Origin of the sequence: Psychromicrobium lacuslunae (assembly GCF_000950575.1) — a bacterium.
Taxonomy (GTDB): Bacteria; Actinomycetota; Actinomycetes; order Actinomycetales; family Micrococcaceae; genus Renibacterium; species Renibacterium lacuslunae.
Genome location: NZ_CP011005.1, coordinates 1,484,169 through 1,504,452, shown reverse-complemented (window position 1 = coordinate 1,504,452; position 20,284 = coordinate 1,484,169). Strand labels below are relative to the sequence as shown.

20 protein-coding genes are annotated in these 20,284 nt (G+C 59.0%); 15 read left to right on the top strand and 5 right to left on the bottom strand.

Features of this window, described 5'->3' with window-relative positions:
• Nucleotides 1–70: 70 nt before the first annotated feature.
• Nucleotides 71–889, top strand: a complete 819-nt coding sequence (locus UM93_RS06995; protein WP_045074616.1) for a hypothetical protein — start codon at nt 71–73, stop codon at nt 887–889.
• Here UM93_RS06995 and UM93_RS06990 read toward each other — a convergent pair.
• A complete protein-coding gene (locus UM93_RS06990; RefSeq protein ID WP_045074614.1) occupies nt 816–1,247 on the bottom strand; it encodes an NUDIX hydrolase in 432 nt (143 codons plus the stop codon). The genes UM93_RS06995 and UM93_RS06990 overlap by 74 nt on opposite strands.
• Before the next feature lie 132 nt (nt 1,248–1,379).
• Here UM93_RS06990 and UM93_RS06985 point away from each other — a divergent pair, with 132 nt between their 5' ends.
• Genes UM93_RS06985 through UM93_RS06975 form a run of 3 tightly spaced genes read left to right on the top strand, consistent with a single transcriptional unit; the run spans nt 1,380 to nt 3,417 of the window.
• Nucleotides 1,380–1,781: a GntR family transcriptional regulator gene (locus UM93_RS06985; RefSeq protein ID WP_045074613.1), complete on the top strand. Its 402-nt coding sequence runs from the start codon at nt 1,380–1,382 to the stop codon at nt 1,779–1,781.
• A complete protein-coding gene (locus tag UM93_RS06980; protein WP_045074611.1) occupies nt 1,778–2,731 on the top strand; it encodes an ABC transporter ATP-binding protein in 954 nt (317 codons plus the stop codon). Before UM93_RS06985 ends, UM93_RS06980 begins: the two co-directional genes overlap by 4 nt.
• Nucleotides 2,728–3,417: a hypothetical protein gene (locus UM93_RS06975; protein WP_045074609.1), complete on the top strand. Its 690-nt coding sequence runs from the start codon at nt 2,728–2,730 to the stop codon at nt 3,415–3,417. The genes UM93_RS06980 and UM93_RS06975 overlap by 4 nt, the downstream gene beginning before the upstream one ends.
• 137 nt (nt 3,418–3,554) lie before the next feature.
• Here UM93_RS06975 and UM93_RS06970 read toward each other — a convergent pair whose 3' ends face one another.
• Nucleotides 3,555–4,145: an HAD family hydrolase gene (locus UM93_RS06970; RefSeq protein WP_045074608.1), complete on the bottom strand. Its 591-nt coding sequence runs from the start codon at nt 4,143–4,145 to the stop codon at nt 3,555–3,557.
• A 63-nt stretch (nt 4,146–4,208) separates the two neighbouring features.
• On the opposite strand from UM93_RS06970, the gene UM93_RS06965 reads away from it, so the two are divergent.
• On the top strand, nt 4,209–5,174 hold the full coding sequence (locus UM93_RS06965; RefSeq protein WP_045074606.1) for an exonuclease domain-containing protein: 966 nt from the start codon (nt 4,209–4,211) through the stop codon (nt 5,172–5,174).
• On the opposite strand, the gene UM93_RS06960 is transcribed toward UM93_RS06965, so the two are convergent.
• Nucleotides 5,171–6,079: an SDR family NAD(P)-dependent oxidoreductase gene (locus UM93_RS06960; protein ID WP_052663668.1), complete on the bottom strand. Its 909-nt coding sequence runs from the start codon at nt 6,077–6,079 to the stop codon at nt 5,171–5,173. The genes UM93_RS06965 and UM93_RS06960 overlap by 4 nt on opposite strands.
• A gap of 33 nt (nt 6,080–6,112) precedes the next feature.
• On the opposite strand from UM93_RS06960, the gene UM93_RS06955 reads away from it, so the two are divergent.
• On the top strand, nt 6,113–6,526 hold the full coding sequence (locus UM93_RS06955; RefSeq protein WP_045077029.1) for an MmcQ/YjbR family DNA-binding protein: 414 nt from the start codon (nt 6,113–6,115) through the stop codon (nt 6,524–6,526).
• Nucleotides 6,527–6,621: 95 nt separating this feature from the next.
• Entirely contained in the window at nt 6,622–7,242 is a 621-nt protein-coding gene (locus UM93_RS06950; protein WP_082057047.1) for a DUF4395 domain-containing protein, read from the top strand.
• Here the strand turns inward: UM93_RS06950 and UM93_RS06945 are convergent.
• The gene (locus UM93_RS06945) at nt 7,220–8,284 is read right to left on the bottom strand and encodes an ADP-ribosylglycohydrolase family protein (RefSeq protein ID WP_045074603.1); all 1,065 of its coding nucleotides are present in this window, start codon (nt 8,282–8,284) and stop codon (nt 7,220–7,222) included. The two genes, UM93_RS06950 and UM93_RS06945, sit on opposite strands and share 23 nt — an antisense overlap.
• A 112-nt stretch (nt 8,285–8,396) precedes the next feature.
• Here UM93_RS06945 and UM93_RS06940 point away from each other — a divergent pair, with 112 nt between their 5' ends.
• From UM93_RS06940 to UM93_RS06925, 4 genes are all read left to right on the top strand, one after another.
• Nucleotides 8,397–9,389 (top strand): MIP/aquaporin family protein, encoded by a 993-nt coding sequence (locus UM93_RS06940; RefSeq protein WP_052663666.1) that lies wholly within the window; start codon nt 8,397–8,399, stop codon nt 9,387–9,389.
• Between the two features lie 58 nt (nt 9,390–9,447).
• Nucleotides 9,448–10,596, top strand: a complete 1,149-nt coding sequence (locus UM93_RS06935; RefSeq protein WP_045074601.1) for an exonuclease SbcCD subunit D — start codon at nt 9,448–9,450, stop codon at nt 10,594–10,596.
• Entirely contained in the window at nt 10,593–13,661 is a 3,069-nt protein-coding gene (locus UM93_RS06930) for an AAA family ATPase (RefSeq protein ID WP_045074599.1), read from the top strand. Before UM93_RS06935 ends, UM93_RS06930 begins: the two co-directional genes overlap by 4 nt.
• A 146-nt stretch (nt 13,662–13,807) precedes the next feature.
• On the top strand, nt 13,808–15,157 hold the full coding sequence (locus UM93_RS06925; RefSeq protein WP_045077025.1) for an MFS transporter: 1,350 nt from the start codon (nt 13,808–13,810) through the stop codon (nt 15,155–15,157).
• A gap of 66 nt (nt 15,158–15,223) precedes the next feature.
• On the opposite strand, the gene UM93_RS06920 is transcribed toward UM93_RS06925, so the two are convergent.
• Nucleotides 15,224–15,937: an IclR family transcriptional regulator gene (locus UM93_RS06920; protein ID WP_045074598.1), complete on the bottom strand. Its 714-nt coding sequence runs from the start codon at nt 15,935–15,937 to the stop codon at nt 15,224–15,226.
• 129 nt (nt 15,938–16,066) lie between these two features.
• Here UM93_RS06920 and UM93_RS06915 point away from each other — a divergent pair, with 129 nt between their 5' ends.
• From UM93_RS06915 to UM93_RS06900, 4 genes are all read left to right on the top strand, one after another.
• Nucleotides 16,067–16,585, top strand: coding sequence for a flavin reductase family protein (locus UM93_RS06915; protein ID WP_045074596.1), 519 nt, complete (start codon nt 16,067–16,069; stop codon nt 16,583–16,585).
• Between the two features lie 65 nt (nt 16,586–16,650).
• On the top strand, nt 16,651–18,105 hold the full coding sequence (gene hpaB / locus UM93_RS06910) for a 4-hydroxyphenylacetate 3-monooxygenase, oxygenase component (RefSeq protein WP_045074594.1): 1,455 nt from the start codon (nt 16,651–16,653) through the stop codon (nt 18,103–18,105).
• A gap of 284 nt (nt 18,106–18,389) precedes the next feature.
• Nucleotides 18,390–19,523, top strand: coding sequence for a Gfo/Idh/MocA family protein (locus UM93_RS06905; RefSeq protein WP_045074592.1), 1,134 nt, complete (start codon nt 18,390–18,392; stop codon nt 19,521–19,523).
• Nucleotides 19,520–20,260: a ThuA domain-containing protein gene (locus UM93_RS06900; RefSeq protein ID WP_045074591.1), complete on the top strand. Its 741-nt coding sequence runs from the start codon at nt 19,520–19,522 to the stop codon at nt 20,258–20,260. The genes UM93_RS06905 and UM93_RS06900 overlap by 4 nt, the downstream gene beginning before the upstream one ends.
• Nucleotides 20,261–20,284: the final 24 nt, after the last annotated feature.

Genomic DNA, 20,284 nt, shown 5'->3' with positions numbered 1-20,284 from the left:
TCGGTGACAAACGTCATTGAGGGCCATGCACTGCCGTGGCAGGATGTAGGGGTGATGCGCTGTGGATGAGATGGGACAAATTTTTGGCTGGATTGGCTCACACTGGTGGTTGATTTTCCTATTACCGGTATTTGGCGGCATCATCCGGGCAACTTTTGGCTGGGATCAGCGTTCCCGGAAACGTGCTGAACGCGGACGAGGTGATGATTACTCGACGCTGCGAGGTAATGGACCTCAGCCCATTAGCCAAACCGGGCCGGATCTCTCTGCGGCCTATCAAGCCGCGCATCAGCAGGCAACGCAGTATCAACAACCAAATCAACAGCCAAAGTCTCAGCGACCCAGCGAAGCCGAACGGCTGGTCACTGATCACGACGCGGTGAACGCCCGCTGGCTGGACTACGAACTCGACGTGGCCAAGCTGATCGACTATCCGATGATGTCTGATGTGCGCGAGCCGCTGACAGTCGATTTCCTGCGAGCGAAGCGTCTCGCCGACGGTTTGCGCCCCGAGCATGCCAGCGAAATTTCGACCGAAGCTCAGCTGATTGAGTATCGTCAGGCAGTGCGCAATTTTGAGGTCAGCTTCGACATTGCTGAGCGAGAGGCAAAACGGCTGAAAGATCAGCATTTCACCGAGCCAGAACGGCAGCGACTCAAGACCGCGAAAAAACTGCTGCCGATTGCGGTGGATGAGGCTTCCACCCCAGCTGAGCGACAGCTGGCCTACGAGCGGACGCGTAAGGAACTTGACGGATTGATCGTGCTGCCGGACGAGGCCCTAGCTGCCCTGGAGAAACGAGTTCAAGCGGGCATTACTGCTGCTCGGTCGGCAGCGACGCAGGCGAAGCCTTCAGGCGCAGCAGGGGCAGCAGAAAAAGAGCGATAAGCGGGGCTAGATCGGCGTTGGCTGCTGTGTTGAGCGGAATCCAACGCAGCTCGGCGATTTCCGCCTGGGCGGTGGCTTGATGCTCTCCGGAGGCGAGGAAAACTTCGGCGCTGACCAGATCAGCGTCCTGATTGGCCGCTTCGCCAAGCCAATGGCCTAGATAGCTTAGCTGATCGATCGAAAGCTCGAGGCCGACTTCTTCGCTGACCTCACGAAGGGCGGCTTGTTCTGCCGTTTCGCCCGGGTCGGCCTTGCCGCCCGGCAGCTGGAATTTGGCGGTGCCGCGTTTCCGTACCGTGAGCAATTCACCCTGCTGGTTGAAAATCGCCACCGCACTGACCTGGACTGTTTGCTGCACACTTCATGCTCTCCCGCTCGGGGGAGGAACGCAAAATAGTTGACAACGTGGAGGATTATCTCTAGGTTAGTTACATGAGTAATGAACCGGCTAACCAAGTAACTAGCTTGGCCTGTTCTGAAAGGGGGATTCGTGATCGATAACGATAAGCCAATCTTCCTGCAGATTGCGGAGCTGATAGAGAACGAAATTGTCGAGGGCAGTTTTGCCGAGGAAACTCAGGTGCCCTCGACCAATGAGTTCGCCTCGTTCCATCGGATCAATCCCGCAACCGCGGCCAAGGGGGTCAACCTGCTGGTCGATGACGGCATTCTGTACAAGCGACGAGGAATTGGCATGTTCGTAGCAACCGGAGCGAGGGGCATCTTGATTGCGCGCAGACGCGAGAAGTTTTATCAACAATACGTAGCGCCACTGCGAGTAGAAGCTCGCAAATTAGGCATTGACAGTAAACAACTTGCCGAGATGATCACCAGGGACGGTGCTCAGTCGGAACAACCGCAGGAAGCGGTAGAAGGGGCAGCGAGATCATGAATGAGGTAACTCAACACGCCAACAGTGCGGTGGTGAAAGTTCGAAATCTGAGCAAGAATTATCGCGACTTCAAGGCATTGGATTCTGTCAGCTTTGAGTTGCAGCCGAACAAAATCTATGGTCTTTTAGGACGCAACGGCGCGGGTAAGACCACCATCATGTCGATTCTGACTGCGCAAGGGTTCCGCTCCAGTGGTGAGATTGAAGTTTTCGGCGGTGACCCTTACGAAAACGATAAGATCCTCAGCCGGATCTGCTTTATTAGGGAATCGCAGAAATATCCGGATGACTTCCGGCCCAAGCATGCTTTTGCTTCCGCAAAGCTGTTCTTCGAGAACTGGGATCAGGAACTGGCGGATCGACTGGTGGAAGATTTTCAGTTGCCGTTGAACCGTCGGATCAAGAAGCTTTCACGTGGTCAGCTTTCGGCGGTCGGCGTCATTATTGGCCTCGCCTCGCGGGCCGAGCTAACTTTCTTCGACGAACCGTACTTAGGGCTCGACGCAGTGGCGCGACAGCTCTTCTACGACCGCTTGGTAGAGGATTACGCCGAGCACCCGCGCACCATCGTGCTCTCCTCACATTTGATCGATGAGGTTTCGAATTTGCTAGAACATGTAATCGTGATTGATAAGGGCAAGATCATCATTGACGATGACGCGGAAAACATCCGCGGCGGTGCGGTCACCGTGGTGGGGCCGGCCTCGAAGATCGACGGCTTCGTGGCTGGTCGAGAGATCTTGCACCGGGAGAATTTCGCCTCGCTGGCCTCGGTGACCATTAATGGTCAACTCAGTCCGGCGGAGCGCGGACGGGCCAATGAACTTGGCTTGGAACTGGCTCCCGTCTCGCTTCAGCAACTAGTAGTGCGCAAGACAATCAATTCTTCGGCCGAGGATTTCGCCGAGAAGGCCGAGCAAGAAGTGCTCGCTAAGGAGGCATCGCGATGAGCAAGGTTATCAATGTAGTCAGAATGCAATTGACGAATAAGTGGACGTTCCTAGGTATTCCGGCGGTGATCCTGGCGGGATGTTTCCTGCTCAGTTTGGCGATTTTCGCGATCATTCCCAATAGCGTCGAATTCAAGTTCTCCGGTGCGGGTCAGGGTGTGATCTGGTATTTCTTCGCCCTCGGACTTCAGGCGCTGACCCTGACTTTCCCGTTCTCACAAGGTCTGAGCATTAGCCGTCGCGCCTTCTACCTGGGCTCAATGTTGCTCTTCGGCACTGTGGCTCTGGTGATGGCTCTGTTCTACTGGGTGATGGGCCTGATTGAGAACGCCACTAATGGTTGGGGGATGAACGGGCACATGTTCTACCTGCCCTGGGTCTCCGATGGTGCCTGGTACGCCACGATCCTGTTCTTCTTCTCCATTATGATGTTCCTCTATCTTTTCGGCTTTTGGGCGGCCACACTCTATAAGCGCTGGCAGGTCAACGGCGTACTGGTGGTCACCATCGGGCTGGCAGTGATTATTGTCGGCCTGGTGGCACTGCTCACCTGGCAGGGCTGGTGGCTTGACTTCTTCGGCTGGTTCGGAGCGCAAAGCAATCTGAGCATTGCCGGCTGGTTGCTGGCGCTGAGTGTTTTGCTGGCTGGCGGCTCTTACCTCACCCTGCGCCGAGCCACCCCCTAACGCCCAGTGCCTTAACGCCCGGTGCCTTAACGCCCGGTAGCTCGGGCGCACCGTCGCCACCTCACTCAGCGGTCGAGTGTCGAGATCTGGGGCTTAAAACGACAGAATAAGCCCCAGATCTCGACACTCGACGGTTTTTAAGAGGAGAGCTTGAGCTCTACGGCTAGGTCGGTTTCCGGGGTGTGCAGCACGGTGTTGAAACCTAGGGCTGCCGCGGCGTCGAGGTTTTCCTGTCGGTCATCGATGAAGGTCACTTGGGCTGCCGGGACGGCAAGGTCGTCGAGTACGTGCTGGTAGATCTGAGCGTCGGGTTTCACTAAACCAAGCTGTCCGCTGAAATATAACTTGCTGAAAAAGCGTGGCCAAACGCTCGAAGCACCTAGATCCTTGGCCAGCTCGACCGGCATATTCGACAGCAGTGCCAGGCCTGCACCGGTTGAGTCGATGGCCTCCAGAACGTCAAGAGTCTCGCCGTTGAGATGAGACCAAGCACGTACATCTAGGGCGTGCAGTTGCGCCAGCTGTCCGCTAGAGACCGACCGCCCGAGCACTCGCTGCCAATACTGTTCGGTGCTGAGCTCACCGGCGTCGTAACCCCTCCGATGCTGCCAATAAGCACTGCTTTCTGGCTCAGCAGCGAATCCGCTAGCCTCCGCCAAAGCCTCCCAATCAGCCGCGGTGGGTGGCTGAGAGATCACCATTCCGTAGTCAAAGAGATACCAGTTCACGCTTCTCAGCTTATCCGGCACGCCGCGCGCACCAAGCCGTGGCGGCGGCGTTAGTCTTGATAAGTGGGTTTGGATTTCACGGCTATCGATTTTGAAACGGCGAACGGCTTTCGTGGTTCGCCCTGTGCCGTCGGATTGAGCCGAGTGCGGGATGGTCGGATTGTCGAAGAAGCCTTTTGGCTGATGCGCCCGCCAGCGGGACACGATCACTTTGAACCGCGGAATATTGAAATTCATGGCGTGACACCGCAGCAAGTAGCCAGTCAACCCCGCTTCGCTGAGGTTTTCGATGAGATCTCTGAATTCTTAGCCGACGACGTCCTGGTGGCTCATAATGCGGCCTTCGATACCGGGGTGATTAAGGCTGCGCTGCAAGCCAGCGCCCGGTCCGGTCCGGCATTCTCGTACGCCTGCACGGTAATACTTGCTCGGCTGAGCTATTCCTTGCCGTCCTACTCTCTGCCCTTCGTCGCCGAAGCCGCGCAGGTACCACTGATCAATCACCACGATGCCATTGAAGATGCCAGAGCTTGCGCGGGAATCTTGATTGACATTGCCGCCAAGCACGGTGCCGCGAGCGTCGTGGAGCTCTATCAACTGCTCAATCTCGCCTTGCCGAAGATGCCAGCATTTGTGCCGGATCCGCTCGCCCCGGCGACACCACCTGCCAAGGTGGCCGCGAATTGGTTCGGCTGGCCTGAGGAAGGCGCAAACCCTCAGGCCAATGCGCTCGCGGATCATAATCATCCGCTTTTCGGGCAGACAGTAGTTTTTACCGGGAATCTGCAGATCTCGCGTGGCACGGCCAAACAGCGCGCCGCCCAGCTAGGTGCCCAACCAGCCAGCACGGTGACCGGTAAAACCACCGTGCTCGTGGTCGGGGACGGTTTTATTGCCGCAGACCTACGGCGCGGTGATACCGGCGCGGGCAGGGTGACGGCGAAAGCACGTAGGGTGCTTGAACTACACGGCAAGGGACAGAAAATCGAGGTGCTCTCCGAAGGGGAGTTCATGCAAATGATCGGTTAGAACGTGAAATCAACTCCGGTCAGTGTTGCCGAGAGAGTCCACAATGCTTCGGCGGCCGAGCGGTCATAGGCAGCGGAGGCAGCGCGCTGCCGGGTCGGTTGACCGACCATGTGGAACATTTTGGCTGGCCCCCAGTAGGAACCACCTGGTACCTCGTCGGCACTTGCTGCGTGCACAATAGGCCACGCTCCGGCGTCCTTACCCTGGCAGAAAGGTTGTCCGAGGGTGCGCAGCGCGGCTGGCAACCTACCGCTCTTCTTAGCGGTCTTCGCGGGGACAGGACGCGCCGGAGTGTATTGCTCGGGGGAGTTGCCAGGATGGGCCACCACCGAGTGAACCGGCAGCTGGTGTTCCCGCAAGCGGCGGTCTAGTTCGAAGCCGAACTGCATCACGGCCAATTTTGAGTTCTGATAATTGCTGAACCAGCCGTTGCTGCCCGGTGCGTTGAGCCGAGGCTTCGCCCACAAGTGCGAGAGGCTGCCCAAATGCACAATTCGTGCTCCCGCGGTCTCCTGAAGCATTGGGAAAAGTCTGGCCAAGAGCGCAAAATGGCCGAGGTGGTTGGTGCCGAAAAACACTTCATAGCCATCGCTGGTGCTGATCACCGCGGGGTGATGCACCACCCCAGCATTGGCAATCACGACATCTAGCTTGGGCCCTGCGAGCAGTTGTTCGGCTGCTGTCTCAATCGACGCTAAGGAAGCCAAATCAAGCTGCTGGAAGCCAGGCTGACGCCTCGGCGCTCGTTGCGCTCGTTGGCTGATACTCGCTATTGCGGCCCGGGCTCGCTCTGGACTCCGGGCCGCGATGGTGACCCGGTGACCGGCCTCGGCAAGTTGTTCCGCAACGAAATAGCCGATTCCACTGCTGCCACCGGTGACCAGAATGTTCAATGACTTAGCCATGACTTCAGCGTACAGTCCGGCTAATCTGAGCAGATGGCGCATCCCAGAATGTACGACGATGACGATTTTGGTTTGGCTGAGTTAAGAGCGTTGGCCTTGGCATTTCCCGAGGCGATTGAGAAAGAGGCCTTTGGCCGACCGACCTTCCGGGCCGGTGAGAAGGGCAAGGTCTTTAGCTACTTCGGTCAGGGCCAGTCAGGGCATCCGCGGCCCTTTTCGGTACTAGTCCTACTGGAGGAAGCTGAGCGTGAAGCGCTTTTGACTGAGGAGCGCTGCTACCTGCCATCCTATTTGGCCCCAGCAGGCTGGCTGGGCATTGATCTGACCATAACGACACCAGACTGGCAGGAGATTGCAGAGCTTTTGGATAGTTCCTATCGCCGTGTCGCTAGTAAATCGCTCATCACCCGCCTCGACACGGAAGGCGGTCCGGCCGATCAGCGCTGAACGCCGACCCGTGCTCAACGAGGAGCTTTCACTGGAAGCTACTTAGTTCGACACATTCCTTGGGTAGCCGACAGTGGAAAACCTACCCTGGATAGATGGCTCAGCTATCAAATTCGCCGCGCACCGACTCTCCTTCGCCGCGCACCGGGGCGGCCTCCAAAGCGGGCTTCCCAACCGCGGCTTTGCCGGCAGAACAGCAACTGACCGTGCCGCGGAGTGCTCTGCAACGCGTCTTTTGGTTCCCTAATCCAGTCAATGAACATGCGGCTCGAATCACCGCGGGCTTGGTCGTGCTGTTGGCACTGCTCACACTGCTCACCTCCTGGGGGTGGGGCTTGGCGATCTTAGCCGCCGGGTTCGTGCTGCGGGTACTTTTCGGACCACGAATCTCACCCTTCGCGCTACTGTCGGTCAAGGTGCTGGCACCGTTAGTCGGCGAAGCGAAGCTCGTCCCCGGGCCACCGAAGAGGTTTGCCCAGGGGATTGGCGCGGTAATCTCCTTAGCGGCAACGATTTCTTACTTCAGCGGGGTGCCGTTGCTCGCTTGGTCGCTCCTGGTGTTGCTGATTATTGCGGCCTCACTAGAGTCCTTCCTTGGATTTTGCTTGGGCTGCACAATCTTCGGTTTCTTACAACGCCTGGGGGTCATCCCGGCCTCGGTCTGTGAAGCCTGCAATCAGATCGGCGTGCCAGCTAGCTCGCTTCCGAGCCAGTGACCCGAACGAACTCATCGGCCATCGCATAGATGAGCTCGGGTGCCTCGGCAGCTAGGAGCCAGCCCGTTGGCAGACAGGCCTCGCCATAATGTGCGCCGAGAATGTTCCCGGTAATCGCGGCAACCGAGTCCGAGTCTCCGTCGTGGTTTGCCGCCACTCTGATCGCGGTGAGGTAATGAGCCGTCGGACTTGTCGCCTCAGGCTCGGTCACCAGCGCACAATAGCAGGCCAAGGCCAGTGCCTCCTCAGCCACCCAGCCGAGGCCTAAAGCGCTGCTCAGTTCAGCACCGGCAGGGTAGCTGGCTCCAGTTTGTTCGCTGGCAAGTCGAAGCGCGTCTTGCACAGCACCCAGCAGCACCGATTCCGCGCTAAGGGTTTCGAGGTAGCCTTTCATCGAGGTCATCGCCTCGGCGAGTGAGAGCCGCTTTACCGCCAATTGATGGATCAGCCAGCTGAACGCAGCAGAGGCCTGATAAGCCACCGGATGGCCGTGCGTCAGGGCTGCAGCGTTCAAGCTCATTCGAGCAGCCAGCTCGGCATCAAGATGTGGAATCAGTCCAAACGGGGCGGACCGCATCACACTGCCGCAGCCCTTGGCCTCGGCGGCAATAGGCTTCTGAATGGTGCCCATGTCTCCGCTCAGCAATGAAGACAGACAAGCCTTCCCTGGGTCACGACGGTGGAGCAGAACTTGTTGCTGATCAAGCCACCGCCTCGGGGGCTGGGGAGCGTTCTCGGGGATCTGCTCGCCCTGGGTGCGCAGCCAGCGAAGATAGGCGAGCCAGAGACAGGCCAGATGGTCGGCCGCAATGCCCTGGTTGGCCCAGTCAATGGCCTCGATCAACCCATCCAGGGTGAAAAGAGTCAGCTGGGTGTCATCGGAGAAATGTACCGGGGCGTCGGATTGCGAAAGGTCGAGTAACCCCTCATTCCCGAAACGATTCTTAATGCTGGCCAGATCATCTCGCTCAATCAGATAACCGAAAGAATCGCCGAGAGCGCCCGCCATTAGGCAGCCACGCACCGTAGAAGAAAAGTTCATCTTTCCAATTTACTGCCCCGTTGGAGCGGCGCTCGTCGAGCCCTCACAGCAAGTCGGCAGGGTTGAACGGTACAGTAAGTTGCGGATAAACCAACCAAGATGAAGGAAGCCGATGTCTCAGGTGAGTACCGTCAACAGCGAATCAGTTGTTGAATCCGAAAATGAAATCGTTGAAAGCAAGGCACCGTCGCTGTGGGCGCGGCTCGGTGCGGAGGTGATTGGCACCTTCATTTTGGTCTTCGGTGGCCTGGGAGCGGCAATGTGGGGTGGCCTGCAGGGCGCCTCACAAATACCGTCGGCGCTTGCCTTTGGTCTGGCCCTCGTGGTCGCCGCTATCGCTTTTGGTCAGGTATCCGGAGGCCATTTCAACCCCGCTGTCACTCTCGGCGCTGCCATTGCAGGCGGTATCAAGTGGCTGCATGGCCTCTACTACGTGATCGCTCAGGTGATTGGCGGACTGCTGGCCGCGCTCATCCTCTATGTCACCCTGGTCCGGGTGCCAGCCTTCCAAACCCCGACCGAAGGCGGCGGGCTGAGCAGCTTCTTCGGTCAGCTGGCCAATGGTTTTGACGACCACTCGCAGCTCAAGTTGCCGATGCTCAGCGCTGCCTTGATTGAAATCATTGCCACCGCAGTATTTGTCTCGGTGATTCTTGCTGTTGGCCGGTTGAAGAGCAATAAGGCGGTCGGTCCGTTCGCGATTGGTCTCAGCCTCGCGGTGCTGCTGACCGTGCTCGGCCCGTTCACCAATGGCAGCCTGAACCCGGCTCGCTCCACCGCAGTGGTTTTCTTTACCGATGGCTGGGCGGTTGGCCAGCTCTGGTTGTTCTGGGTCGCCCCGCTGATCGGTGCCGCCCTGGCTGGCTTGATCTACCGTGGTTTCATCGTCACCGACGGTGATGCGCCGAGGACCGTAGCCGACGCAGCGCCGCTGGAAACCGAAGGTGAGCAGGAGCTCGCGACGGTCGCCGAAGGCCAGCTGGCCGGGAGCCAAGCGACCGAGGCAGCCGTCCCGGAGAGCACTGTTAACCAGGAAGCGCGTGACTTCTTCGACGGCAAGACCAGCCCAAAGTCGGCCGACGAAGCCAAGTCCAAAGAGGACTAGAGACTAGGAGTTACTAAGGGCTGGCACCGATGTCGGTGTCAGCCCTTAGGCTTTCCCCATGAGATTGCTACACACCTCTGACTGGCACCTTGGTCGCTCCTTCCATGGCGTCGGTTTGCTCTCCGCTCAGCGCAGGTTCATCGATCAGCTGCTGCAGACGGTGCTTGAGCGCCAGGTCGATGTGGTGCTGATCTCCGGGGATGTCTATGACCGGGCACTGCCTGGGGTGGACGTCGTCCGGCTGTTCAGTTCCGCGTTGACCCGCTTGCATGCGGCCGGAGCAACTGTGGTGCTCAGCAGCGGTAATCATGACTCCGCCACTCGGCTGGGATTCGCTGCCGAGGTGTTGAGCCAAGGCGGCGTGCATATTCGCGCCGGAATTGCCGAGCTTGATCGTCCGGTACTGATCGATGGAATCGCTATTTACGGGGTGCCCTATCTTGAGCCGCGCTTGGTGGCAGAAGACCTTGATGTGCAGCAGCCCGACCATGGCTCGGTGATGGCCGCCGCACTGGATCGAATCCGGGCGGACCTAGCCGAACGGCCCGGAATTCGCTCCGTGGTGATGGCCCATACTTTTGCCTCCGGAGCCCTCAGCTCTGACGATGAGCGAGTGCTCAGCGGCATGCGTAGCGGCGGGATTGGCGCGGTTCCTCTGGATCTTTTCACTGACTTCGACTATGCCGCGCTGGGACACCTGCACCGTCGCCAACAACTCAGCGACCAGGTTCGTTACAGCGGATCACCGCTGGCATACTCCTTTGCCGACGCCGAGCAAGCCAAAGGTGGTTGGTTGGTGGAGATTGATCAGCACGGGCTGGGCGAAGTCGAGGCAGTGAACTGGCCGGCCGAGCGGCAGCTAGCCACTCTGCGCGGCGAATTAGCTGAGCTCTTGGCCGAGCCGAGTCTGCGCGAGGCCGAACAAAAATATTGCCAAGTGGTACTGACAGATCAGCAACGACCGGCCCGCGCAATGGATCGGCTGCGTGAACGTTTTCCTTACACCCTGGTGCTTGAGTATGCGCCGAGCGTAGTGCGGGACGGCGATAAACCGAGCTATGCACACCGGATTGCCGCGGCCACCGGCGATCTTGAGGTCTGCACAGGCTTCCTTGCCCATGTTCGTTCTCAGCAGGCTAGTACCACGGAGGCGGAAGCGTTCAGTCAAGCCCTGGATTCGGTACTCGCCGCTGAGGTGACGGAATGAGAGTGCATCGCCTCGAAGTGCAGGCCTTTGGACCGTTCGCCGATCGGCAAAAGGTTGACTTCGATCAGCTCGGCGAACAGGGGCTTTTCTTACTCAACGGAGCGACCGGAGCTGGTAAAACCAGTGTTTTGGATGCCATCTGCTTTGCTCTGTATGGCTCAGTTCCCGGGGCTCGGCAAGACGGCCACCGGCTGCGCAGCGATCACGCCCCGATTGATCTAGAGCCGCTGGTGATCCTGGAATTCAGTGTGGCCGACCGGCAATTCCTGGTGGAGCGCAGCCCAGCCTGGCAGCGTCCGGCTAAGCGCGGAAAATCAACTGTCACTGAGCAGGCCCGGACCCTGCTTCAAGAAAAAGTTGAGGGCAGCTGGCAGCCAATGACCTCCCGCAGCCAAGAAGCTGGTGGCGAGATTTCGGCGTTACTGGGCATGAATCGCGAGCAGTTCACCAAAGTTGTGATGCTCGCCCAAGGTGAGTTCGCCGCTTTTCTACGTGCCCAGGTCAAGGAACGCAAAGAACTGCTGCAGAAGCTTTTCAGCACCGACCGGTTCCAAGCTGTCGAAGAGCAGCTGGCGGCGACCGCGACAAGCTTAGCTAGCGAGGTTGCTGAGCAGGACGCGGCGCTGGCCGCTATCCTGCAGCAGGCCCGAGAGCAATTGCGACGATTCCTGCCGCGCTCTGAAGAAGCTCATCCGGCCGTTGCGACTGCGGAGAGCGAGGAACGCACCGAGCCTGCGGAGCCTCGGCTAGCTCAGCATGAAGCAACCGAAGAAGCTGATTTCGTCGAAATCCTCAGTCTCGCCGAACAGGCTCAAGTTGATTCGCTCACTGCACTGCAGCGCGCCGAGTCCGAGGAGCTGAGCAGTCAGCTAGAGCTGCAGAAGGCGGAACAACTCAGCCTTCGACATAGTGCACTTGCTGCCGCCGAAACCGTCAAAGCCGCTGTTCAGGCTCAATCAATGGATCGAGCGGCGGCCCAAGCTGCCTTTGAACTGCATCATTTGGCCGAGGGCTTCGGCAGCGAGATCGAACGCTTGCGGCAAGCCAGCCGAGACCAGTTACTTGCCGCGAACACCATGGAGCGACTGCGGTCAGAGTTACCCGCAGAATTTGCCTCGAGCGATTCGGCTGATTGGCAAGCAGCTGCTCGGCAGCTAGCCCGAGAGTCCAGCGTGGCAGAGGCAATGCTCCCGGAACAGCAACTAGTTGATGATCAGCGCACGGAACTGCAGCAAACTCGCGGCGAACTGCTCGATCAGCAACAAAAGGTGGAACAGCTCGGCGGCCGCTTGAGCGAGCTTCTCGCACAGCAAAACGAGGTGTCCAGCGAGGCAGCCGCAGCCGAAAAGGCTGCCTCGCAGGCTGAATTACGCGAGCAACAACTTACCAACTCCGCAGAGAAGCTCAAAGCCTTTCAGCAACGCGAAAGGCTTGCTGAAAGCTTTCGAGATCTCGATGAGCAGCTGCAGGAGGCGAAAGCAGCACAACTTGAGGCTAAAGAACAATGGTTGAAACTGCTACAGGCTCGGCTAGAACATGCAGCGGCTGAGCTAGCTGCCAAGCTTTCCCCGGGCGAAGCCTGCCCGGTCTGCGGTGCCCTGGAACATCCACGACCAGCGAGCAACGGCGATGAGGTGCGCGGCTCGGAGCGGCTTGAAGAACAGGCAATGGCGCAGCAAGAGGAACGTCAACAACTGGTTGAAATACTGACAGAACGACATGCGGCGCTGAGGGCTGAGCTGGCAGCTTCGGCGGCCCAGGCAGGGGAGAGCAGCCTGGAAGTGCTGACCGAACAGCATCAGCACAACCTGGCAGCCCAGCAAGCCGCCACCGCGGCAGCAGAACTCAGCGATCAGCTAAAACTCACCATGCTCGAATTGGTAGCCGAGCACGGCGAGCTGAGCATCACTTTGCAGGAGTCCGAGACCCGGGTGCATCAGTTGAGCGCCAAAGCCTCGACGCTTGAGGCGTCAATTGCCGAGCGGAGCGCAAAAATAGCCGAGCAGCTCGGCTCCGACTCCACCTTGCAGAGCAAGATCCGCCGACTCACCGAGCAAGAACGCCTGCTACTTGAAGCAGCTACCGCAGATGGGGTCCTAGCGCAACGCAGTCAGGAAGCGAACACCGCACAACGCCTGCTCGACGATAAGCTCGCTGGTACTGTTTTTGACAGCGCGGAAGCCGTTTCGGCGGCCTTGTTGAGCGCTGAACGCTTGGCCGAGCTACAGCAGCGTCTGAGTCATTATCAGGAAGAAGCCATTCGAGCCGAACAGGCCTGGCAGAGCGCCGAGGTGCAAGCCGCTTTGCAGGAGCGGGCAGAGCAGATCACCCCGCCCAGTGAGGAACTACTCGGTCAGCTCGGCGTTGCCAGGGAGGAAGCGGCGCGAGAAGTTAGAACGACAGCGCTGCAATCCGCATTAGCCAGCCAGTTGTTCGCCACGGTGACCGAATCGGCGAGCCGTTATACGATCCTCGATGAACAACTAAGACCGCTTCGAGAGCGCTCCCAGATGCTCACGGCATTAGCGGAAACTGCCCGTGGCCTAGGCCATAACGATTACAAGATGCCGCTGAGCGCCTACGTTCTCGCCGCCAGGCTGGAGCAGGTCGCGGCCGCCGCGACCGAACGGTTGCTGACCATGAGCGACGGACGCTATTCGCTCGAATATAGCGATGCCCTGGCGGGGCGGTCGCGTAAATCTGGGCTTGGCTTGGAAGTCATTGACGGCTGGACCGATCAACGTCGGGATACCTCAACGCTTTCCGGTGGCGAGTCGTTTATGGCTTCCCTGGCTTTGGCCTTGGGCTTAGCGGATGTGGTGCAACAAGAGTCGGGCGGCCTGCAGATTGAGACGTTGTTCGTGGATGAAGGATTCGGCAGCTTGGATGAACAGGCCTTGGATCAGGTGATGACCTCATTAGAGAACTTGCGCGATAGTGGTCGGGTGGTCGGCCTGGTGAGTCATGTTGCCGAGATGAAACTGCGAATTCCGCAGCAGCTCCAAGTGATCAAAGGCCGGGCCGGTTCCACGCTGACCACCAAGGTTCTTGATGAGCTAGAATAGTGGTGTAACCGGGTCGGGTGCATCGGGCGGAGGGACGATGCACGTTGTGACGCGTACCCGAAAGGCGCATTGTGCCTCAATCCGCTAAATCCTCTGCCCCTGAAGATTCACTGGGGATACCTTCTGAGACGATAAATCCCCAGCAGATCACCGTTGACCCAACGGGGTCCGTTACTCAAGGCGAATCCACTGCTGGAAGCTCCGCTGCACCGGATTCGGAACAATCGCCGGGGCGTTTCGGCCGAATCCTAGCTCTTTCCGGTCGGGGCTTTGTGCCGCTAGGGTTGTTTGCCCGGCTTCCGCTGGCGATGCTCAATGTCGGAGTGCTCACCCTGGTCACCGCGGTCAGCCACTCCTACGCGATTGGTGGTTTTGCCGCCGGGGCCGCGGGCATCGGCTCGGCAATGGGCGCACCATTACTTGGTTTCATCGCCGACCGGATTGGTCAGAAACCGGTCCTCATCGCGGCTGCGGTGGCCAATACCGTTTTCCTGGGCCTGGTGATTGCGCTGAGCTATTGGATAGCCGGCGCGGAGGAGGGGTTTAACGGAGCGAACATCGCCTGGATCCTGGTCGCTAGCTGGCTTGCCGGTGCGAGTTCCCCGCAGGTCGGACCGCTGGCCAGGGTCCGCTGGATGGCCCTGGTCAGGAAGGTGCCGGAATCACGTAGGGATGGTGCCTTAGATACCGCTCTCTCCTATGAGAGCACCGCCGACGAGCTGACCTTTGTGCTTGGTCCGGCCCTGGTGGGTATCTTGGCTTCGCTGATCGCTCCGTGGCTGCCAATCGTGCTGGCCGCCGCCCTGACACTCAGCCTGGTCACCGCTTTCGCGCTGCATCGCACCGTGCATGCCGTCGCGGCCCAGCGCGGCGGCAAGATCGCTCCGGAACCTGTAGCTGGTAATGATCGTTCGGTCTGGTTGAAGGTCGCGGTCCCGGTATTGGGCATGCTCTGTATGGGCACGTTCTTCGGTTCGACGCTGACCTCGCTGAGCGCTTTCACCGGCTCAGTGGCGGCGAACTCAGGTGGTTCTGAGCTGGCTGGTCTGCTTTATGCAGTGATGGGGCTTAGCTCGGCTGCTGCGGCGCTATCGGTGGCTTATTGGCCCCGCTCCTTCGGCCAACGCTGGCGTTGGCTGGTGCTGGCGGCGGCGATGGCGATCCTCTCGGTATTTTTATTGTTGCCGGACACTGTCCCGACCATGCTGCTGGCCTTGTTCTTACTAGGCATTCCGGTCGGCCCGACCATGGTCACGATATTCAGTATTGGCGGACTGGTCGCACCACGACGCTGGCTGGGCACCGTGATGACCTTACTGGCAAGCGGTATTGTGGCGGGTACCGCGCTGGGCTCGTCTTTGGCCGGCTCGCTCGCCGAGGGCTCTGGATATCATCAAGCGTTCATCGTTCCGGTGGCCGCCGCAAGCTTGCTTTTCCTCTTAGGGCTGCTGACCGCGGCTTGGCTGCGTGGGGCGAGCGTGCACAGCACAACCTGAAGGCGTGCAAGCGCCTGAAAGCAGTTCGATCACGGCTGGCGGAGCTAGCAGCGCAGCCGGTAGCGGCTAGCGCAGCAGCGCTGAAATTCGGACAGCCGATTCGGCAACCCGGGCTCCAAGTAGTTCCTCGGAGATTTCGCTTCGGATGTACACCACCGCAAGGGCCGCCGGCCGAGCACCCGGGATGGTAATGGCGGCGGCGACCGAATTCAGGCCGGGAATAACCTCATCATGGCTGTGTGCGAAACCGCGTTCCTTAGCTAGTTTGGCTGCATCTCGATAGGGCTGATCCGGGGCAAGTCGCGCCCACTGTGCAGCATTCATAGTGGATTGGATGGCGATACCGGGCGCACCAGTTGAGAGTGGATGGCGGCTACCCGGACGCTGCGCTACGGTGGCCCCGGTGTGTTGAGGTTCCACGGCAACCAAAGTGACACAATCTTGCCGATCCCAGACGCCGATAAAGGCAGTCATCCCGAGCTCATCGCTGAGCTGGTTGAGTTCTGGCAAGGCAACAGCTTGCAGATCGCGGGAAACCGAGCGCGCTAGAATGGCAAGGCCAGCACCGGGAGCCACCCGACCGGCATCATCCCGGAAGACAAGTGAGTGGTCCTCCAGTGTTCGGAGAATGCGGTAAGCAATCGAACGGTGAACCCCGAGCTGTTCAGATAATTCAGCAATGCTGAGTGGAGTGGCAGCCTGCGCTAGCAGCTCAAGGGCTCGGATCCCTCGAGAGAGGGTTTGCGAGTGGGCGGCGGCTTCCGCTTGTTCACCGGGCACAGCTGCTCCAGACTATGGTTTGACGTGGCTGTTACTAAGCAATCATTATTAGCACATGGTGTTCGATAATAGAACACTTCGAGGATGTGGGCCACGTTCCGGCAGGGGGCGGGGTCGAGGGGGCAGAGTATGGGCGATCCGAGCGAGTATCAACGACGAACCATCAGGTCCCGGGACCACCATTTCCGCGGTTCGCTGGGACGGTTCGCCACCGGAGTAGCCATAGTGACTTTTGAAGGCACCACCCGACATGGCATCACCGTCAACTCCTTCACTTCGGTCTCGATGGAACCACCCTTGGTCCTCGCCTCGATTGCCCGGACCGCCAGATCACATGATGAGTTGGCCAATCGCCCTTTTACCGTCAATATTCTCGGGGCCGAGCAGCAGAGTCTAGCCATGCATTTCGCCGGTCGTCCGCAAGCGCACGAGCCGCTCTGGATCGAGGGTCAAGTGGCGCCGAGACTGGCGAATGTGCTGGCCTTCTTCGAATGTACGCCCTGGGCGGCTTACGACGGCGGAGATCACACCTTGTATCTCGGGGAGGTGGTGGATTTCAGTTATCGCAGTGGCGATGCGCTGGCCTTCGCGAACTCGCGCTTTACCACCATCCCGGAGAGTCAGCTCGGCGTAGAGGACCTACTCTAGCGACGAGAATCTCGACGACGCGACTGCTTGTCGTGCTCGATTAGTGCAGAGAAGAAAGCAGGAAAATGGGCATTCGGACCGGGCAGCAATACCTGGATAAGCTGAATTCAATGCGACCGCATATCGCGATTGACGGCGAAGTGGTGAGTGAAAACATTGCCGAGCACCCCGCCTTCAGGAATGTCGCACGGAGCTATGCCAAGCTTTTCGATCTGCAGCATGACCCGAGGTTTCAATCGGTGTTGACCTATCAGTCGCCCAGTAGCGGGGATCGGGTGAATGCTTCTTTCCTGGTGCCTCGTAGTCAAGAAGATCTGGCGCATCGCCGTGCCGCGATCTCCAGCTGGGCCGAGTACTCAAACGGCTTTCTGGGCCGCACCGGCGACTATATGAACTCAGCGTTGACCGCGTTGGCCGCCGCCGAGAAGTGGTTTGCTCAGGCCGACCCAGATTTTGGGGAGAATATTCGTCGTTACTACGAGTATTGCCGTGAGAACGACTTGTTGGCCACGCATACCCTGATTCCGCCGCAGGTCAATCGTTCGGTCTCCGGATCCGAGCAGCTGGGGGGACAGCTGGCGGCCCGGGTGGTGGAGGAGCGCGCTGACGGCATTGTGGTGCACGGTGCTCGGATGCTCGCGACGAGCGCCCCCATCGCCGATGAGCTGTTGGTGTTTCCATCCACGGTGTTGCGCAGTACCCCCGAGGATGCGCCATATTCATACGCTTTTGCGATTCCCAATGACACTCCAGGGTTACGTTATCTTTGCCGTACCTCGCTTTATACCGGGAAAGGCGTACACGACGAACCGCTGGCCGGGCGTTTCGAAGAGATGGATGCCGTGGTGATCTTTGATCACGTCTTCGTACCCCGGGAACGTATCTTCATGCTCGGTCACCCCGAGCTTTGTAATGCGTTTTATTCAGAGACCGGTGCCGCTGCGCTCATGACCCATCAGGTGGTCACCCGGACAATCGCCAAGAGCGAGTTCTTCCTTGGCCTGGCCGCCGAGCTAGCTTCGTCGATTGGTATCGATGGCTTCCAGCACATTCAAGAGGATCTCGCTGAGCTGATCCAAGCCGTAGAAATCGGTAAGGCGTTAATGCGAGCATCAGAAGCTGATGCTGCGCCCAGTGAGGACGGGGTGATGCTGCCGAAGTGGAGCACTCTGAATGCCGCCCGGAATTGGTATCCGAAGGTGGCGCAGAGATTCCCGCAGATTATTAGGAAGTTCTCGGCCTCCGGCTTGATGGCACTACCTGGCGAGGCTGACCTGCACTCCGAGTCGCTGGCTGATATTGAACTCTATTTACAAGCGAAGACACTCACCGGTCCGGAGCGGGTTCGCTTGTTCAAGCTGGCCTACGATGCATCGGTCTCTGCCTTCTCAGGTCGGCAGGCCCTCTATGAGTACTTCTTCTTCGGCGATCCAGTACGGATGGCCGGGGCCTTGGTGAATTCCTATCAGACCGAGCCCTTGCAGGCCCGAGTAAGAGAATTCTTAGCTCGCGAAGACTGAGGTCGACAAAGCCCGGACGTCCTCTTCGGTGCGACTCTGGCAGCTCGCTCCCAAGCATCCCATTGAGCGGTGCAGGAGCGGCAAATGTGCTGGATTCTGGTGCGCCCCAGTAACTCTAACCGTGCTCGGTCGGACAGCTTGGAGGCCGGTGCTGAAGTGGCTAGCGGGAACCAAAAAACTTTTACCAACTTTTAGGCAAAAGTTGCCCATTTTCGCCAAAATTATGGTTGTCTAGAACTCGGATAGTTTTCCTCGGTAAACAACGGCGCAGAAGGGCTGATGGGATGAGCAATAGCGTTCGGCAGACAATCGGTGGGCACGGTGTGAAGTTACGTGCTGGCGTGGTTGGTATTGGTTGGGCCGGGCAGGCGCATATGGCCGCCTATCATGCCATGGAAGACGTCGAACTGGTGGCCATCGCGGGGATGGAAGAGGACGTGTTGGCCGAGCTAGGACAGACGTATGGTTTGAGCAGACTGCACCGCGAATGGCAGGAAATGATCGATGCCGGGGAGCTGGATGTGATTAGCGTTGCGGTGCCCACCTTCCTGCATGCCCCGATCGCGGTGGCAGCGTTGGAGGCGGGCATTCATGTGCTGAGTGAGAAGCCGATGGCGCGCACCGCCGCCGAAGCTCTGGAGATGACCGAGGCCGCCCGAAAAGCCGGCCGGGTGCTGGAGGTCGCTTTCAACCATCGGCGCCGCGGCGATATTACCGTGCTCAAACAGGCAATCGACAATGGCGAGCTCGGCCGGCCCTACCATGCCCGGGCATACTGGATGCGACGTGCCGGTATTCCCTCGCTCGGCAGCTGGTTCACCAATCAAGAAATGTCCGGCGGCGGTCCACTAATCGATATTGGTGTGCACGTGCTCGACTACGCGCTGCATCTCCTCGGCGACCCAGAGGTTCATTCGGTCTCCGCAGTGACTCATTCAGAACTTGGGGTGCGCGGTTTGGGTGGCTCCGATTGGGCCGCTCGGCGCAGTCTGGAGTCGGATTATGAGGTGGAAGATCTGGCGAGCGCTTTAATCCGTTTTAGCAATGGGGCCTCGCTCATCCTGGAAACTTCGTGGGCTGCTTACCGCCCCAACGGGGATGAGTTCGGTATCACTCTTTACGGTACGGACGGCGGTGCCGAGCTCCGAGTGGTCGACTACGAGTCTGACGTGCCGGTGAAAATTTTCAGCGGTGAAGGCGAAGAGCATACCGACCACGAACTGGTGCCGGTAGAGAACGGCAACCATCCAGCGGTGGTCCAGACCTTCATCGAACACGTGCTGGACCGGCAGAACTGGGCAGCCTACGATGGCTCGGTCGGTTTGAAACGCGCGGCGATTATTGACGCCTGCTACCTCTCTGCGGCCTCGGGCCGTGAAGTAGTTCTCGAGCAGAATCAGCAAGGAGCCTCGGCATGAGCATTCAAGTCACGGTGTGGAACGAGAACGTCCACGAGACCACGCAGCCTGATATTGCAGCGATTTACCCGCGGGGCATTCACGGCGCGATCGCTGAGGGTCTGCAGGAACTACTCGGTGATCAGGTTCAACTGCGCACCGCTACGCTCGCTGATCCCGAGCACGGTCTGAGCGAAGAGGTGCTGAACAACACCGATGTGCTGCTCTGGTGGGGCCATATCGCGCACGACCAGGTTGATGACGCTGTTGTGGAACGAATTCACCAACAGGTTCTCGCCGGAATGGGCATCCTGGTGCTGCACTCGGGGCACTTTTCCAAAATTTTCAAGAAATTGATGGGTACCACCTGTTCGCTAGCCTGGCGCAACGAAGCGGAACGCGAGTTGGTCTGGACGGTTGCACCGAGCCATCCGATTGCCGACGGCATTGCTCAACCGCTGATCGTCGGGGAGCAGGAAATGTACGGCGAATTTTTCGACATACCAGCCCCGGAGGAGTTGGTATTTATTAGCTCTTTCGCCGGCGGTGAGGTGTTCCGCTCCGGAGTGACCTACACCAGGGGACGCGGTAAGGTGTTTTACTTTAGCCCCGGCGACCAGGAATACCCGGTCTACCAGCAGCCAGAGATCCGCAAAGTTCTTGCCAATGCGGTGCGGTGGGCCGCGCCGCAGCAGGCGCAGCGGAATGTTCCGGAGGTAAGCAATCCGGCCCTTGGCTGGTTCACTCAAAAAAATTAGTGGAAGCATTTTTGGGCTGGCGGC